16 protein-coding genes are annotated in these 15,249 nt (G+C 65.4%); 4 read left to right on the forward strand and 12 right to left on the reverse strand.

What is annotated here, in order from left to right:
- Positions 1 to 10: 10 nt before the first annotated feature.
- The 10 genes from RIdsm_RS16235 to RIdsm_RS16280 form a co-directional block, all read right to left on the reverse strand.
- Entirely contained in the window at positions 11 to 1,795 is a 1,785-nt protein-coding gene (locus tag RIdsm_RS16235; RefSeq protein WP_057818637.1) for a peptidoglycan D,D-transpeptidase FtsI family protein, read from the reverse strand.
- On the reverse strand, positions 1,792 to 2,136 hold the full coding sequence (gene ftsL / locus RIdsm_RS16240) for a cell division protein FtsL (protein ID WP_177228365.1): 345 nt from the start codon (positions 2,134 to 2,136) through the stop codon (positions 1,792 to 1,794). Before ftsL ends, RIdsm_RS16235 begins: the two co-directional genes overlap by 4 nt.
- Complete coding sequence (rsmH, locus tag RIdsm_RS16245; protein WP_057818639.1) at positions 2,136 to 3,119, reverse strand: 16S rRNA (cytosine(1402)-N(4))-methyltransferase RsmH; 984 nt, start codon at positions 3,117 to 3,119, stop codon at positions 2,136 to 2,138. Before rsmH ends, ftsL begins: the two co-directional genes overlap by 1 nt.
- A 3-nt stretch (positions 3,120 to 3,122) precedes the next feature.
- Positions 3,123 to 3,626, reverse strand: a complete 504-nt coding sequence (locus RIdsm_RS16250) for a division/cell wall cluster transcriptional repressor MraZ (RefSeq protein ID WP_138179329.1) — start codon at positions 3,624 to 3,626, stop codon at positions 3,123 to 3,125.
- 700 nt (positions 3,627 to 4,326) lie between these two features.
- Positions 4,327 to 4,989: a sulfotransferase family 2 domain-containing protein gene (locus RIdsm_RS16255; RefSeq protein ID WP_057818640.1), complete on the reverse strand. Its 663-nt coding sequence runs from the start codon at positions 4,987 to 4,989 to the stop codon at positions 4,327 to 4,329.
- Positions 4,990 to 5,109: 120 nt separating this feature from the next.
- Entirely contained in the window at positions 5,110 to 6,099 is a 990-nt protein-coding gene (gene acuI, locus RIdsm_RS16260) for an acryloyl-CoA reductase (protein ID WP_057818641.1), read from the reverse strand.
- 108 nt (positions 6,100 to 6,207) lie between these two features.
- On the reverse strand, positions 6,208 to 7,317 hold the full coding sequence (locus RIdsm_RS16265) for a dimethylsulfoniopropionate demethylase (protein ID WP_057818642.1): 1,110 nt from the start codon (positions 7,315 to 7,317) through the stop codon (positions 6,208 to 6,210).
- Positions 7,318 to 7,322: 5 nt separating this feature from the next.
- On the reverse strand, positions 7,323 to 7,832 hold the full coding sequence (locus RIdsm_RS16270; protein WP_057818643.1) for a DinB family protein: 510 nt from the start codon (positions 7,830 to 7,832) through the stop codon (positions 7,323 to 7,325).
- A gap of 12 nt (positions 7,833 to 7,844) precedes the next feature.
- A complete protein-coding gene (locus RIdsm_RS16275; protein ID WP_057818645.1) occupies positions 7,845 to 8,549 on the reverse strand; it encodes a DUF1326 domain-containing protein in 705 nt (234 codons plus the stop codon).
- Between the two features lie 4 nt (positions 8,550 to 8,553).
- Complete coding sequence (locus RIdsm_RS16280) at positions 8,554 to 9,354, reverse strand: DUF2182 domain-containing protein (RefSeq protein ID WP_082647465.1); 801 nt, start codon at positions 9,352 to 9,354, stop codon at positions 8,554 to 8,556.
- A 61-nt stretch (positions 9,355 to 9,415) separates the two neighbouring features.
- Between RIdsm_RS16280 and RIdsm_RS16285 the strand changes: the two genes are divergently transcribed.
- On the forward strand, positions 9,416 to 10,144 hold the full coding sequence (locus RIdsm_RS16285) for a FadR/GntR family transcriptional regulator (RefSeq protein ID WP_057818647.1): 729 nt from the start codon (positions 9,416 to 9,418) through the stop codon (positions 10,142 to 10,144).
- Positions 10,145 to 10,261: 117 nt separating this feature from the next.
- On the opposite strand, the gene ribA is transcribed toward RIdsm_RS16285, so the two are convergent.
- Entirely contained in the window at positions 10,262 to 11,353 is a 1,092-nt protein-coding gene (gene ribA, locus RIdsm_RS16290; protein ID WP_057818649.1) for a GTP cyclohydrolase II, read from the reverse strand.
- 169 nt (positions 11,354 to 11,522) lie between these two features.
- Between ribA and RIdsm_RS16295 the strand changes: the two genes are divergently transcribed.
- Both RIdsm_RS16295 and RIdsm_RS16300 read left to right on the forward strand, forming a co-directional pair.
- Positions 11,523 to 12,209, forward strand: a complete 687-nt coding sequence (locus RIdsm_RS16295) for a response regulator transcription factor (protein ID WP_057818650.1) — start codon at positions 11,523 to 11,525, stop codon at positions 12,207 to 12,209.
- A gap of 282 nt (positions 12,210 to 12,491) precedes the next feature.
- Complete coding sequence (locus tag RIdsm_RS16300) at positions 12,492 to 13,469, forward strand: zinc-dependent alcohol dehydrogenase family protein (protein ID WP_057818659.1); 978 nt, start codon at positions 12,492 to 12,494, stop codon at positions 13,467 to 13,469.
- Between the two features lie 6 nt (positions 13,470 to 13,475).
- Here RIdsm_RS16300 and RIdsm_RS16305 read toward each other — a convergent pair whose 3' ends face one another.
- Positions 13,476 to 14,210: a hypothetical protein gene (locus RIdsm_RS16305; protein WP_057818661.1), complete on the reverse strand. Its 735-nt coding sequence runs from the start codon at positions 14,208 to 14,210 to the stop codon at positions 13,476 to 13,478.
- Positions 14,211 to 14,423: 213 nt separating this feature from the next.
- On the opposite strand from RIdsm_RS16305, the gene xth reads away from it, so the two are divergent.
- Positions 14,424 to 15,212, forward strand: a complete 789-nt coding sequence (xth, locus tag RIdsm_RS16310) for an exodeoxyribonuclease III (RefSeq protein WP_057818662.1) — start codon at positions 14,424 to 14,426, stop codon at positions 15,210 to 15,212.
- Positions 15,213 to 15,249: the final 37 nt, after the last annotated feature.

Here is a 15,249-nt window from a genome sequence, read left to right on the forward strand (position 1 = left end):
CCCGTTCGGACTAGTTCGATGTCAGCGTTATACCAGCCAACTGTCCGGGTTCAATCTCGGGTCTCAGACCCAGCAAAGGCGCGACGCGACGTATGATCTCGGCGGCCACCGGCACGGCGGTCCAGCCGGCGGTGCGGCGCGGAATGTCGCCCGAGGTTTCCACCGGCTCGTCCAGCGACACGACCAGCACGTATTTCGGATCATGCGCGGGAAACGCGCTGGCGAACGTGGCGATCACCTTGTCCTCGTAATAGCCCCGGCCGTTCTCCTTCGGCTTGTCGGCCGTCCCGGTCTTGCCGGCCACCGCATAGCCCGGCACCTCGCCCAGCGACGCGGTGCCCTCGCTCACCACCTTCCGCAGCATCGCCATCGACTTGGCGGCGGTCTGCTCCGACATCACCTCGGCCCCCAGCTGCCCCTTCGGCTGGCGCAACAGCGTCGGCGTCACCTTGTGCCCGCCATTGGCGATCGTCGCATAGGCCGAGGCCAGGTGCAGCGGGCTTGCCGAAAGCCCGTGCCCATAGGAAATCGTCATCGTTGAAAGCTCCGACCATTTCGGCGGCAACAGCGGCTTCGCGCCCGCCGCCTCGACCAGCTCGACCCCGGTCGGCTCGAAGAAACCCAGCGATTTCAGGAACTCCTGCTGCCGCTCCGCCCCGATCATCTGCGCCACCCGTGCGGTGCCGATATTCGACGACTTCACGATCACCTTGGTCGCCGACAACTGCGAGCCGTAGTCGTGGAAATCCCGGATCCGGAACTTGCCCCATGTCAGCGGGCCGCGCGTGTCGACCATGGTCTCCGGGGTCACCAGCCGCAGCTCCAGCGCCTGTGCCATCGCGAAGATCTTGAAGGTCGAGCCCAGCTCGTAGAGCCCCTGCACCGCCCGGTTGAACAGCGGGCTGTCCGACGCGTTGCCCTTGGTCGGCGGGCGCGGCCGGTCATTTGGGTCGAAATCCGGCAGCGACGCCAGCGAGATCAGCTCGCCCGTCTGCACATCCATCAGCACCGCGGCGGCACCCTTGGCATTCATCAGGCTCATGCCGCCATACAGAACCCGCTCGATCGCCGCCTGCACCGACAGGTCCAGCGACAGCGTCAGCGGCTCATGCCCCTTTGCCGGATCCCGCAGGCGTTCATCGTAGAACTTCTCGATCCCGGCCACGCCAATCACCTCGGCCGCATAGACCCCCTCACGCCCGAAACTCGCCCCGCCCAGCACATGCGCGGCCAGCTTGCCATTGGGATAAAGCCGCATCTCGCGCGGACCGAACAACAGGCCCGGCTCGCCGATATCATGCACCGCCTGTTTCTGCTCGGGGCTCAGTTTCTTCTTGATCCACAGGAACTTGCGCTTACCACTGAAATCCTTCACCAGCCGCGCATGATCGAGATCGGGGAAAATCTTCACCAGCTCGTCGGCGGCGCGCACCGGCTCGATCATCTGCTGCGGCTGGGCATAAAGGCTGTGCGTCTCGAAATTGGTGGCGAGGATCCGGCCCTTCCGGTCGACGATATCCGCCCGCTGCGCCAGGATATCGGCGCCCGCCACGCTGGTGCGCGGCTCGCTCGGCTCGGTATTGGCCAGAACCCCCATCCGCCCGCCGATCACGGTGAAGGCACACAGGAAGAACAGCCCCAGCACCAGAAGCCGCCCCTCGGCCCGGGTCCGCGCCTTGTCGCGCATCTCCTCGTGCCGGGCACGGATGTTCTCGCGTTCGATCGCGTCGGGGTTCTCGCCCCGGGCGCGGGCCGGAAGGATACGCGCCAGCGGGCGCAGCGGCGTGCGGATCATTGCCCCACCTCCATGTTCATCACGTCCACCGGGTTGGTGATCGGCAGCGGATCACGCTTGGGAAACGACACCTGGTCGATCTTGCCGAACTGGTACGGCTGCAGCGGCAAAAGCCCCAGCCGGTCGAAATTGATATCCGCCAGGTCGCGCAGCCGCTGCGGCCGGTTGAGATAGGCCCACTCGGCCCGCAGCATCCGAAGCCGCTGCCGCTCCTCGCCGATCCGAAGCTGCAGGCGCTCGGCCCGCGCCTGCGCCTCCTGCGTGGTGTAATTCTCGTGATAGGCCCAGAAGGCCAGACCGATGACCGACAATGCGGTGAGCACGTAGAACAGACTGCGCATCAGAATCCCCTCTTGAGTTGCGGCATGCCAAGCGCGGCACGGTCGGCCGGCACAGGCCTTGCCCCGGTCCGCACCGCCACCCGCAGCTTGGCGCTGCGGGCACGCGGGTTGCGGGCCAGCTCGTCCTTGTCCGGACCGATCGCCTTGCGATGCCCGATGGTGAATTGCGGTTCGCGTTCGGCCTCGGCCGGCGCGTGGCGGCTGCCCCCGCCCCCGGTATCCGACTTGATCTGCAAAAACCGTTTCACGATCCGGTCCTCGATCGAATGAAAACTCACGACGGCCAACTGCCCACCGGGGCGCAGCACGCGCTCGGCGGCCTCCAGCCCCTCGACCAACTCGGCATACTCGTCGTTCACGGCAATCCTCAGTGCCTGGAAGCTCCGCGTCGCCGGATGCGCCTGCCCCGGCTTGGGCCGCGGCAGGCTCCGCTCGCAGATCTCGGCCAGCGCGGCCGTGGTCGTGATCGGCTCCACCTCGCGTGCCTTGACGATCGCCCTGGCAATCCTTCGGCTGGCCCGCTCCTCGCCGTAAAGAAACAGGATATCGGCCAGCGCCGCTTCTTCGGAATTGTTCACCAGGTCGGCCGCGCTCGGCCCCTCCTGGCTCATCCGCATGTCGAGCGGGCCGTCCTTCATGAAGGAAAACCCCCGCTCGGCCCGGTCAAGCTGCATCGAGGACACGCCCAGATCCAGCACAACGCCATCCACGGCCTCCGCGGCCTCGTCCATATGCGAAAACGTGCTCTGCACCAGCTTCACCCGCTCGCCATACGCCCCGGCCCATTCCTGCGCGATCTCCAGCGCCAGCGGATCCCGGTCGATGCCGATCACCGTCTCCGCCCCGGCCTCCAGCAACCGCCGCGTATACCCGCCCGCGCCCAGCGTGCCGTCGATCCACACGCCCTCGACCGGGGCAACCGCCCGCAGCAAAGGCTCGATAAGAACAGGAACATGGGGACCTTCGGTGGCAGCCTGTCCCATCGCTCAACCCTCGCCTGGCGGGTTGATCATCGACAGCGGGTCGAAATCGTCCGGCAGCTCTTCCAGCCACGCCTCGGTCTCGGCCGATTCCATCTCTTCGTAGGTGTCGGCATTCCAGATCTCGAAATAGTCGCCCATCGCGACCATCGTGGCCTCACTCTCCAGCCCGATCTGCTGACGCAGCCGTTGGGGAAGAACGATACGCCCATCCTTGTCGATCTCGGTTTTCCACGCCTTGGCGAGAATGAGCCGCGAGGCACGCTTCCGCTCGACCGAGCCGCGCGGCAAGCGGTTGATCCCGGCCTCGATCTCGGCCATCGCCTCGACCGTATACGCGTGCAGGCAATGCTTGAGATGCGGCCCGTGCAACACGACCAGCCGGATCAGCGGATTTTCGGGATATCGGGCATCACCCTCGGCGAGCACAGAGCGAAAATCAGCAGGGATCGACATCCGACCCTTGCTGTCAACCTTCTGGTTGAACTCGCCCAGGAAACTCGAAACCACGGGCCTGCCTCTCCTTCACCCCCTGCGTCGCCATAACCCCAAAAACGAAACGGCGGATTGAGCTGCTGCCAGTGCCCAATCCGCCGCCCTCGTCCCGCTGAGCGGGTGTCCGACTGCGCGCGCCACCTGGGGGGATGTCTGCTCGCCCGCGCGCCGGATCTCTTGGTTCGATGAAAGCGGGTGCCTGTATGAAACCTGACTTGGGAGTTTTGTTTCGGGGTCTTTGTTGCGCCCCTTGATCCCGTCCTCATCGTGATTAAAGGGATGCCATGGGAATTCATGGAAAGCAATAACTTTTTCCGGGAACTGACTACATTATATTGATTTCGACCCCCTGTGAAAACAAGATAATGTGCCAATTTCGGGCCACTTCACCCCTTCCCTAGATATCTCACCTCAAATCAACACAATATCTTGTGATCTTGAAGCCTGGGCCAGAATTCCCGTGATTTCCCAAAATTTTTTGCAGATCCCTGCCGATCCCACCTGAATCCTGCCAGAATCCCAAAGAATCGGCCAGGAATCGCTTCAGTCCCATATGTGATTCGGCAGAAAGATGCGCAATGTCCCGTGTTTTCCCACGGATGGCCTCGGGCACCCCGCGGGTGCCACCGGGCCGGGAAAAAGACCGCAAGGCAAAGCGCCTCACCGCGGTCGAGCCGGGCAACTCCTCAAACCATAGCGTGAACGCCGCGCCGCGTCAGCCCCGTTCGTAGGTCTCGCGCACGTAATCGTAGACTTCGTATTCCAGCGCGTGAATGCCCCGGAACCTGTCCTTCAGCCAGGTCGGAATCTCCTCCTCCCGCGGCTCGGCGTTGACATGGGGCACCTGCCCCGGGTCGAACGGCACCCCGAGCCGGTCGCTGATCCGTGCCAGAGATGCCTGAAGCTGCTCGACGATACCGATCTCGACGAACCGGCTCTCGATGACATCCCTGAAATTCTCCCGGGTCAGCGGCTCGGGAAAGAAGTTGTGAAAATTCGTTTCCTCGCCCTGCAGGAATTCCTCGAGCGTCCCGATCGACTTGAAGTGGCTGTAGTTCTTCCAGCTCTGCCGCCGCTTCGCGAAGAAATACAGCGACAGGTGCCGCTCCCACGGGTCTCTCAGAATGGTGACGAACTGGTCGATCTGCGGGTAATGCTCCCACGCCGCCAGGTTCCGCCCACCGTTGAAATGCCCGTAAAGCACCAGCGGATGCTCGGGCGAATGCAACGCCTCAACATCGTGCCGCTCGGGCGGCTGGCCGTAATGGTGGCGCAGGTTGTCGCCGAACCACCCCTCGAACACGGCCCGCACCGAGGTACCCGCCGTCTTGGGGATATGCGTGAAGATCAGCGGTTTCCCGCGGTCGTACTCGATCAAGCCCCTGCCCTCTGCCAAAACATCGCCCGGGCCCCATCCCCTACGTCACCGGCCCTGAAATGGAAAGCGGGCCGCGCATGCCACGCGGCCCGCCATCCGATCCCGGTGTAAATCGCCGGCTCAGGCGTTCACGTCCACCACGACGCGCCCCTTTACCTGCCCTTTCAGGATATCCTTGCCCAGACCCGGCAGATCCGACAGGGTCGCCGGCTGCACCATCGCCTCCAGCTTGTCCATCGGCAGGTCCTTGGCGATCCGCTCCCACGCGCGCACGCGGTTCTCATAGGGCTGCATCACGCTGTCGATCCCCAGCAGGTTCACACCCCGCAGGATGAACGGCGTGATCAGCGCGCCTTCGATCGCCGCGCCCCCGGCCAGGCCAATCGCCGCGACCGAGCTGCCATATTCCATCTGCTTCAGAACCCGGCCCAGCATCGCACCCGCCACGGCATCGATACAGCCGCCCCAGGTCTCCTGCTCCAGCGGCTTCTTGGTGACCTCCGTCAGTTCCTCGCGCGGCACGATCCGGCTGGCGCCCAGCGCCTTCAAGTACTCTTCCTGCTCCGGCCGCCCGGTGACGGCCGCCACCTCGTGCCCGAGATTGGCCAGGATCGCCGTCGCCACGCTACCAACGCCACCCGCGGCCCCGGTCACCAGCACCGGTCCGGTCTTCAGCCCCTGGTCCTCCAGCGCCATCACCGCCAGCATCGCGGTAAAGCCGGCGGTGCCCACCGCCATCGCCTGCCGCGTATCGAGGCCCTCGGGCAGCGGCACCAGCCAATCGGCCTTCACCCGCGCCTTCTGCGAATAACCGCCCCAATGCGCCTCGCCCACGCGCCAGCCGGTCAGCACCACCTTGTCACCGGGCTTGTAGCGGTCATCGTCACTCGACTCGACGGTCCCGGCAAAGTCGATCCCCGGCACGTGCGGATATTTCCGCACCAACCCGCCGCCCGGCCCGATGCACAGCCCGTCCTTGTAGTTCACCGTGGAATATTCCACCGCCACCGTCACGTCGGCATGGGGCAGATCCTCTTCGCCGATCTGCTTGACCTCGGCGGAAGTCTTGCCGCTCTCTTCGTCCTTCTCGACGACCAGTGCGTTGAACATGTCTCGCTCCTTTCCGTGACAGGGCCGGCGGCCCCGTTTCATCTGTCTCAAAATACTCCGGGAAAAACGCCGGAAACCCTTGCGGGTTTCACCGCGCCCGCCCGGCTCTCAGTTCCAGAACGCGGCCTGCACCTCGGCCGGCCGCACCCCGTCGGGCGTATGCACCTCGACGATATCGCCCGGATCCCAATGGGTCAGGCGCACCATGCCGATGGCGACATTCGTATCGAAATCCGGGCTCCACACGGCCGAGCTCACCCGCCCCACCGTCTTGCCCCGCGCCGTCACCGGCCACCACTTGTCACAGACGGGCACCCGCGGCCCCTCGATCGCCAGCGCCCGGATCTGCTGCACCGGCCCTTCCTTGGCCACGCGCAGCAACGCATCGCGTCCGATGCACCCCACCGCCGATTGCGTGTTGCAGAACCGGCCCAGCCCGCATTCATGCGGCGTGTTGTCGTCGGTCATGTCATTGCCGTAACTCAGCAAGCCGCTCTCCACCCGCTCGATCAGGTTGGGGCACCCGGCATGCACGTCCAGATCCTTCCCCGCCTCCATCAACGCATTCCACAAGGGCATCCCGGCATCCGTGCCATCCACGTAAATCTCGTAGCCGCCCTGTTTCGAATAGCCCGAGCGCGCCACGACATGCATCCGCCCCTGGAACTCCAGCGGCGCAAACCGGAAAAACCGGATATCCCGCGCTGCATCGCCAAAGACCCGCGCCATCAGCTCCTCGGCCTTGGGCCCCTGCACCGCCAGTGGCGAGATATCGGGCTCGTCGATCAGCACATCCAGACGCCAGCCCTGCGCCACGCCGTTCACCCAGAACAGCAGGTCGCTGTCGGCAATCGAGATCCAGAACCGGTCCTCCGCCAGCTTCACCGCCACCGGATCGTTCAGCATGCCCCCGGTCTCGTCGACGATCGGCATGTAATAGCACTGCCCCGGCAGCATCCCCCGCAGATCCCGCGGCGTCAGCATCTGCATCAGCCGCCCGGCATCGGGCCCACGCAGTTCCACCTGCCGCTCACAGGCGACATCCCAGACCTGCACCGCCTCCTTGAGGTGATGGTAATCCTCCTCCACCGACCGGAACACCGTCGGCAGAAGCATGTGATTGTAAACCGTGTAGGCCTTCACCCCGGCCGCCTCGACACCTTCCGAGAACGGCGTCCGGCGCAACCGGCGCGACGGCGACAAAAGCGGCGCACCCATCGGGCTCACTCCTCGTCCGGCATGAGAAACAGGTCGGTCACCGGCGCCTCCAGCCCGGTCTTCGTCATCATCGCATGCAACTGCCCGCGGTGATGGGTCTGGTGGTTGAACATGTGGATCACGCAAGGCGCGATCGGCCGGCTCACCTCGCAGCCCACCGACCCCGAGTAGAACGAAAAGCTCCCGGTCAGGTCGATCGCATGCAACTCCGCCGCCCAGCGCGACAGCACCCCGTCCATCCGGAACCGCTCGGCGCTCCACGCCCCCAGCGTCGGAAACAGCTCGGTGCTCCCCTTGACCCCGACCTCCGGTTTCTCGAACTTCCTGTCGAACCGGCTCATCCACATCTGGTCGGCCCAGACAAGGTGGTTCAGCGTGCCGAGGATCGAGCCGAAGAACGCCCCGTGATCGGCCTTGAGGTCTTCAAGCGACACCGCCTGCAACGCCTTCTCGATCTGGCGGTTCTGCCAGGCATTGTAACGCGCCATCAGGCGGCAATAGTCAGGCGTGATCATCTCCGCCGCTCCCTACTTGGGTCCGCCCCAGTCGATCGGGCAGATTTCGGCCGACTTGCCGCCGAAATCCCAGATCCGTCCGTAATCCCGCACCCGCGACTTCGTCCCGCGCGCGGCGATGATGTCCGGACCCATCCAGTATTTCGAATTCGAGATCATCACCGGATGATCCGGGCTCGCCCCGTCGATCATCTCGATCTCGCCCTGTATCTTGCGCCCGATGTAAAGGCCCCGCCGCTTGCCTTCGCGGACAATCTCGACCTTCTCGCGCTCGGCGCCCACGATGTCGCTGACCAGCATCGTAAACAGCCCCGTCGTGCCCCCGGCGGCGCCGGAAAAGATCTGCAGGATGCCATTATACGCCTTCCCGCTCGCCCGCTCGTCGACGTAAGCCGCCACCTTCCAGCCGCCCTCGGCCATCCGGCCGGGAATCTCGACCATTAGCCCGACGTTCAAGCCCGACAGGTCTTCCCCCTCGTAATGCCCCTCGTCTATGGCAATCGCCATCCACGCCTTGCAGTCGCCCTCCGTCGGCGGGTGCTTGCCAAGGCTGACCACGCAGGGGCAGAAAACCTCGCACGAGCAGTTGAGGAACAGCTCGCCCTTTATCTTCCACTCCGTCGGCGTCATCTTCCGCCGCTTGGGGTTCGCCATCCGGTTGTCGATCCGCTGCGAAATCGGCAGCTTGTCGGCATCCTGCCTGCGTTTCAGGGCCATCTCTTTATCCTCCCGTCACAAACGGCCAGGCCAGAACCACCAGCCCGCCCGCAATAAGCACCACGCCCATCGGCTTCACCACACGGTGGCCGATCTCGGGCAGTTTTTCCAGAACCATGAACAGCGTCGCCAGGCCCATCCACAGAAGGCTCATCATCCCCCCGACAAAGCCCAGCGCCATGAACCCCCAGCAACAGCCGGCGCAATAGGCCCCCAGCCCCAGCCCCATCCTAAGGCCGCCCAGCGCGCCGGGGCGCCAGTGGCCAAGGTAATAGCTCATCGGGCTGTGACACACGCCGTGGCAGACTTCCTTCGTGCGGCTGAACTGGAACGCCCCCACGGCGATCAGCAACCCGCCCGAAAAAAGCATCGACTTCGGTATCCCCAGCATGTCGATCACCCCGCCGAACAGCAGCGCCAGCTGCACGGCCGTGATCGCGGCGGCAAAGCCGATCCATACGATGGCGTATCCTCCCAGAACGCCAACCCAGCCGCCCCAGCTTCCGTTGGCAGCCGTGATCAGATCCTCATAGGCCCGCAATGTCGGCACCAGCGTCGGCAGCATCATCGCCGCCATCATCACCGCCCACATGGCAAAGAGCGGCCAGAACTCGGCCATGGGCATGTACATGTCCATGCGCGGGTCCATCGCGGCCATCCGCTTTGCCATCTCGCCCGGCCGCCCGATCAGGTCGAGATCCATGCCGATCGCCATCTGGTAGAGCCACGCCCACGACACGAGAATCCCGGCAAAGAAAGCCAGCCACAAAAGGCTGCGAAGCGGCATGGCAAAAGTGTCGCGCATGGGCCTCCCTTCCCGACTCGTCCCTTGCGGGGAAAATGTCAGACATTTAAATGTATGACAAATGGAAACTGCAAAACCCCAGAAGGCCGACCTCTCGGCCCAGATCGCCACCGCGATCCGCGACGCCATCGTAGAGGGGCGGATGATCACCGGCGAACGCCTGCCCTCCGAGGCGGAACTGGCCGAGCAATTCAACGTCTCCCGCCCCACCGTGCGCGAGGCCCTCAAGCGCCTCGCCGCCCAATCCCTCATCCGCACCCAGCGCGGCGCCTTCGGCGGCGCCTTCGTCAACCGGCTCTCCTACGAAGAGGCCTATGGCCAGCAGATCACCACCTCCACCCTGCTCCTGTCGATGAACGGCGTCAGCTTCGAGACCGCCTGCGAGGCCCGCTACGCCCTCGAACGCGCCTGCACCCCGCTCGCCGCCACCCGCCGCACGCCCGACCACCTCGCCACCATGCGCGCCGAGATCCACCGCCAGGGCCAGCCCGGCCTGTCGGATGAAAGCTTCTGCGCCTCCGACGTCACCTTCCACCGCGCACTGGTCGATGCCGCCGGCAACCCGGTGCTCAGCTACCAACTCGCCGGCGCGGTCGAGGCGATGCAGCCCCTGATGAACATGATCACCTTCACGGCCCGCTCGCGTGAGGCGATCGTGGCCTTCCACACCCGCATCGCCGACGCCATCGAAGCCGGCGACAGCACCACCGCCGAAACCGCCCTGGAAGAACTCTCTGCCTACACGCTGAACCTCGGCCGCGACGTCATGAAAGCCCGCGCCGCCAGATGATTGAGGGGCCAGCCCCTCAAGCTCCCCGGGATATTTCCACCAAGAAGAAGCAGAGGCGCACACCCCAGGCTTCTTCTGGCCCAAAATATCCCCGCCGGAGGCTCCCCACCTCTCAGCCTATAACAGGTGCCCGGATTTCTTCGCCTTGGTCGCCAGGTAGGCCCGGTTATGCGCCGTCTCGCCCACTTTCAGCGGCACCCGCTCGGCCACCTCGATGCCGTTCTGTTGCATCATCGCGATCTTCGCCGGGTTGTTGGTCAGAAGCCGCACCGCCGAAAACCCCATCCGCTTGAGAATATCCGCCCCGATCCGGAAATCGCGCTCGTCATCCTCGAAGCCCAGCCGGTGATTTGCCTCGACCGTGTCGAACCCCTGGTCCTGCAAGCTGTAGGCGCGCATCTTGTTGGCAAGGCCGATCCCCCGCCCCTCCTGGTTGAGGTAGAGCAGCACGCCCGCCCCCTCCTCGCCCATCTGCGCCAGCGCCCCGCGCAGCTGCGGGCCGCAATCGCATTTCAGCGATCCCATCAGGTCACCGGTGAAACAGGCCGAATGCAGCCGCGCCAGCACCGGCGCATCCCGCGGCGGCTGGCCGATCTCGATGGCGTAATGCTCCTCGCCGCCATCCTCGGGCCGGAAGATGTGCAGCTTGCCCGCCTCCGACACCTCCAGCGGCAGCCGCGCGCTCACCACGGGGTTGAGGGGGCTGGCCAGCTCCAGCAGCGGTGCCGCCGCGACGCCATCCACCACCGTCAGCCGCCGCTCCTGCGAGAACGCCGGCGCATTCTTCAACGGCAGCACCAGCACCGCCGGCAACAGCCGCGCCGATTTCGCAAGCTTCAGCGCCAGCCGGTGCAGATCGGCACTCCCGCCCCGCTCAGACACCAGCGGCCCCTTCATCGGCGTGCGCAGGTCGTCGGCCGGGTCGGCCACGCCCAGCACCCATTGCAAATCCGCATCCGTCGGCAGGATGATCCGCGCCAGGTCCCCGTCATAGGGCCGCGCCTTCAACGTCTCCGCCCGCCGCGCGCTGATCACCACCACCGGCGGCCCGCCCAGCGCCTTGATATCCGCCAGCCGCCGCGCCTCCAGCGTTTCCGCCGCCAGCACCAGCAGCGCCCCCTCGGGCCCCGTCAGCACCACGGGCACGCCCATGCGCAGATCGCTGCGCGCCCGCGCAAGGATTTCGGTCAGGTCAGGGGCAAGGCTCATGCGGTCACATCCCGGCGCGCAACGGTTGAAGTCTGGATGTAGCGTCTTTTGCAACGAATTGAAACAATTGGCCACCCCGCAACACTTGGCCGTGAACGCAATGTCATATTCCTTGCCCCGGGCGACGCTACGGCACACATCTGCCGAAACGAGACGAGGACACCCGAACATGGCACAGCTCAAGAAAATCCTTCTGGTCGACGATGACGAAGACCTGCGCGAGGCGCTCGGCGAACAACTGGTGATGACCGAGGATTTCGACGTCTTCGAAGCCGGTACCGGCGCCGAAGCGATGCAGCGCGCCAAGGACATGATCCACGACCTCGTGATCCTCGACGTGGGCCTGCCTGACACCGACGGGCGCGAGCTCTGCCGCCTGATGCGCAAGCAGGGCGTCAAGGCGCCGATCCTGATGCTGACGGGCCATGACGGCGACGCCGACACCATCCTCGGCCTCGACGCGGGCGCCAACGACTACATCACCAAGCCCTTCAAGTTCCCCGTCCTGCTCGCCCGCATCCGCGCCCAGCTCCGCCAACACGAGCAATCCGAGGACGCCGTTTTCCAACTGGGCCCGTATACCTTCAAGCCCGCCATGAAGGTCCTGCTCACCGAGGACGACAAGAAGATCCGCCTCACCGAGAAAGAGACGAACATCCTCAAGTTCCTCTACCGCTCGACCGAAGGCGTGGTGCCGCGCGACGTGCTCCTGCACGAGGTCTGGGGCTACAACGCCGGCGTCACCACCCACACGCTGGAGACCCACATCTACCGCCTGCGCCAGAAAATCGAGCCCGATCCGTCGAATGCCAAGCTTCTCGTGACGGAATCCGGCGGTTACCGGCTGATGGCATAAGAGAATTTGACCGAGATCATTGCACAGACCGATTTCGGCGCCTAGCTATCCCTGACACCCGTTGCATGTGCGGGTCATCACATGCACCTCCCTGTTGGACTGCCCCGGCCATTGCGCCGGGGCTTTTTTTGCGCCCCCCCCTCTGGCGACGCATACATCAGGCCCATCCAGGCCGGTCCAACCCCGGCCCGCGGCACTTCCCTCCCCCCTCCCGCCGCGTCACCGTTTGGCATATCCGCCCCAAGCCCCAATATCGGGATCAGCAACCAAAGGAGCCTCCCGATGAAATCCGTGATCCACGAAGAGTTCGGCGACCCGGCCACGGTGCTGAAATGCGTCGAAACCGAAGACCCCGCCCTCGGCGCCTCCGAAGCCCGCGTCGAGGTGCTGCGCACCCCCATCAACCCCTCCGACCTGCTGCAGATCGCCGGGCAGTACGGCGTCCGCCCCGATCTTCCCACCATCCCGGGCAACGAAGGCGTGGGCCGCGTGACCGATGCCAACGGCACCGGCCTCGAAGACGGTCAGCTCGTCCTCCTGCCCGCAGGCAGCGGCACATGGGTCACCGAGATGGTCGGCGACGCCGGCATCTTCACGCCCCTGCCCGAGGCCGATCTCGACCAGCTGGCCATGCTCGCCATCAACCCGGCCACCGCCTACCTGCTCATCGACGATTTCGTCGAGCTCGCGAAAGGCGACTGGATCATCCAGTCCGCCGCCAATTCCGCCGTGGGCGCCTATGTCATCCAGCTTGCCCATGCGCGTGGGCTGAAAGTCGCCTGCGTGGTGCGCCGTGAAAGCGCCGTTGCCGGGCTCAGGGAGATGGGCGCCGACGCCGTCCTCGTCGACAGCGACACCCTCCCCCGCGACGTGGCCCAAGCCACCGACACCGCGCCCATCCGCCTCGCCCTCGACGCGGTGGCGGGCGACACGATGGCGCGGCTCGCCGACACGCTTGCCCCGGGCGGCACGCTGGTCAGCTATGGCGCCATGAGCATGGCCCCGGCCCCCCTCGACGCCAAGACGCTGATCTTCTCGGGCATCACCCTCAAGGGCTTCTGGCTGGCGCAATGGTTTCAGCAGGCCACGGCCGACCGCCGCAACCAGGTCTACGGCGAGCTGACCGCCCTCGTCGCCAGCGGCAAGCTCAACGCCCCGGTCGACCGCCACTTCGCCCTCGACGACATCGCCGAGGCCGCCGCCTACACCGCCGCGGGCGAACGCAACGGCAAGGTGCTGCTGGCCCCCAACGGCGTCTGACCCGCGTCAGCCGTCGGTACAGGCAAAGTTGAACCGATGCGCCCCGGTGTCGCCCTGCGGCCCGAGATAGCTGACGGTCAGGCTCTCGCTCGGCCCGTCAAGCCGCAGGTTCTGCCCCGGAATAAGCGATCCGGCTTGCGACTGCCCCTCCTGCGACAGGGTCATGTAGACATGCCCCGGCGTGGGCGACCGCGTCACCGCAAAGGTGAACCGTGACGGGCACAAGGTCATGCCGCCGTTGAGCGGCAGGATAAAATCCGCCTGTGCGCTCTGCCCCGTGCTGGCCAGCTCGCTCGCCTTGGCGCTGGCCAGCCGCGCGGTATAGCGGTCCGCCTCGCTGGCCAGTTGAGAAATCTCCGGCTGCAGCCCCTCCAGCTCCCGCATCACCGTCTCGGCGGCGGCGAGGAAGGCCTTCGCCTCCTCCCCGTCGTCTCCCACCTTCGACAGGTTTGCCTCCATCACCGCCAGTTTCGCGCCGATCGTATCGGTCTTCGCGTTGATCTGCTCCCGCAGCACCTGCGCGCGGATCATCTCCTGATCCGGAAAGACGGTGCGATAGACGGTATCCAGCCCGAGATTGCCGAACCACCCCACGAGAAACAGCACGATACCGCTCAGGACCGACAGCAGCGGGTTCGCCTCGACCAGCGCCTTCACGCCCCCCAGGAACGCGTTGATGCCCCGCTGGGGCGGAACGGTCTGTTGCCGGTCCGGTGCTGCGGGGGAGGACATGTCTGCCATGCGCGGGTCTCCAAATGGATTACGTCAAATACGAGAGAAATTTTATGGCGCCCCCGACGCACCGGTCAATTCCAAAATGCGGCGCCGCGGCACGTTGCGCACGCCCTCTGCGCCCCATCCATGACCCCGTCCCTGAAAAATCGCCCGCGGCGCGGGCTGGACGTTTCCCGGCCCGCCCGTTACCTGTCGCGCGAACGACAGCGGAGACCGCACATGCCTTTCACCCTCGCCACCTGGAACATCAACTCGGTCCGCCTGCGCGCGCCCATCGTCGCCAAGCTGATGAAGGAAGAGGCCCCCGACATCCTCTGCCTGCAGGAATGCAAGAGCCCGGTGGAGAAGATCCCCACCGAGATGTTCGCCAACCTCGGCTACACCCACATGATCGCCCGCGGCCAGAAGGGCTATAACGGCGTCGCCATCTTCTCCAAGCAGCCCATCGAGGAGGTGGGCGTGCACGACTTCGCCAAGCTCGGCCACGCCCGCCACATCGCCGGGCGGCTGGAAAACGGCGTGACGATCCACAATTTCTACGTCCCCGCCGGCGGCGACGTGCCCGACCGCGAGGTGAACGAGAAATTCGGCCAGAAGCTCGACTACCTCACCGAGATGCGCGACTGGTGCCGCGACGAGGCGCCCTCGAAATCCATCCTCGTCGGCGATCTCAACATCGCCCCGCGGGAAGATGACGTCTGGTCGCACAAGCAGCTCCTCAAGGTGGTCAGCCACACCCCCATCGAGGTCGAGCACCTCAACGACGTGATGGAAGCCGGCGGCTGGGCCGACGTCACCCGCGCCGACATCCCCGAAGGGCAGCTCTACAGCTGGTGGTCCTACCGCGCCCGCGACTGGGACGCCGCCGACAAGGGCCGCCGGCTCGATCATATCTGGGCCAGCCCCGACATCGCGAACGCCGCCCATTCCAGCCGCATCCTCCGCCCCGCCCGCGGCTGGGAAAAACCAAGCGACCACGCCCCGGTTTTCGCGAGCTTTGACCTTTGACTTCACGGCCCCCGTCCACATATTGGGGGCAACATTA

This window comes from Roseovarius indicus, assembly GCF_008728195.1.
Taxonomy (GTDB): Bacteria; Pseudomonadota; Alphaproteobacteria; order Rhodobacterales; family Rhodobacteraceae; genus Roseovarius; species Roseovarius indicus.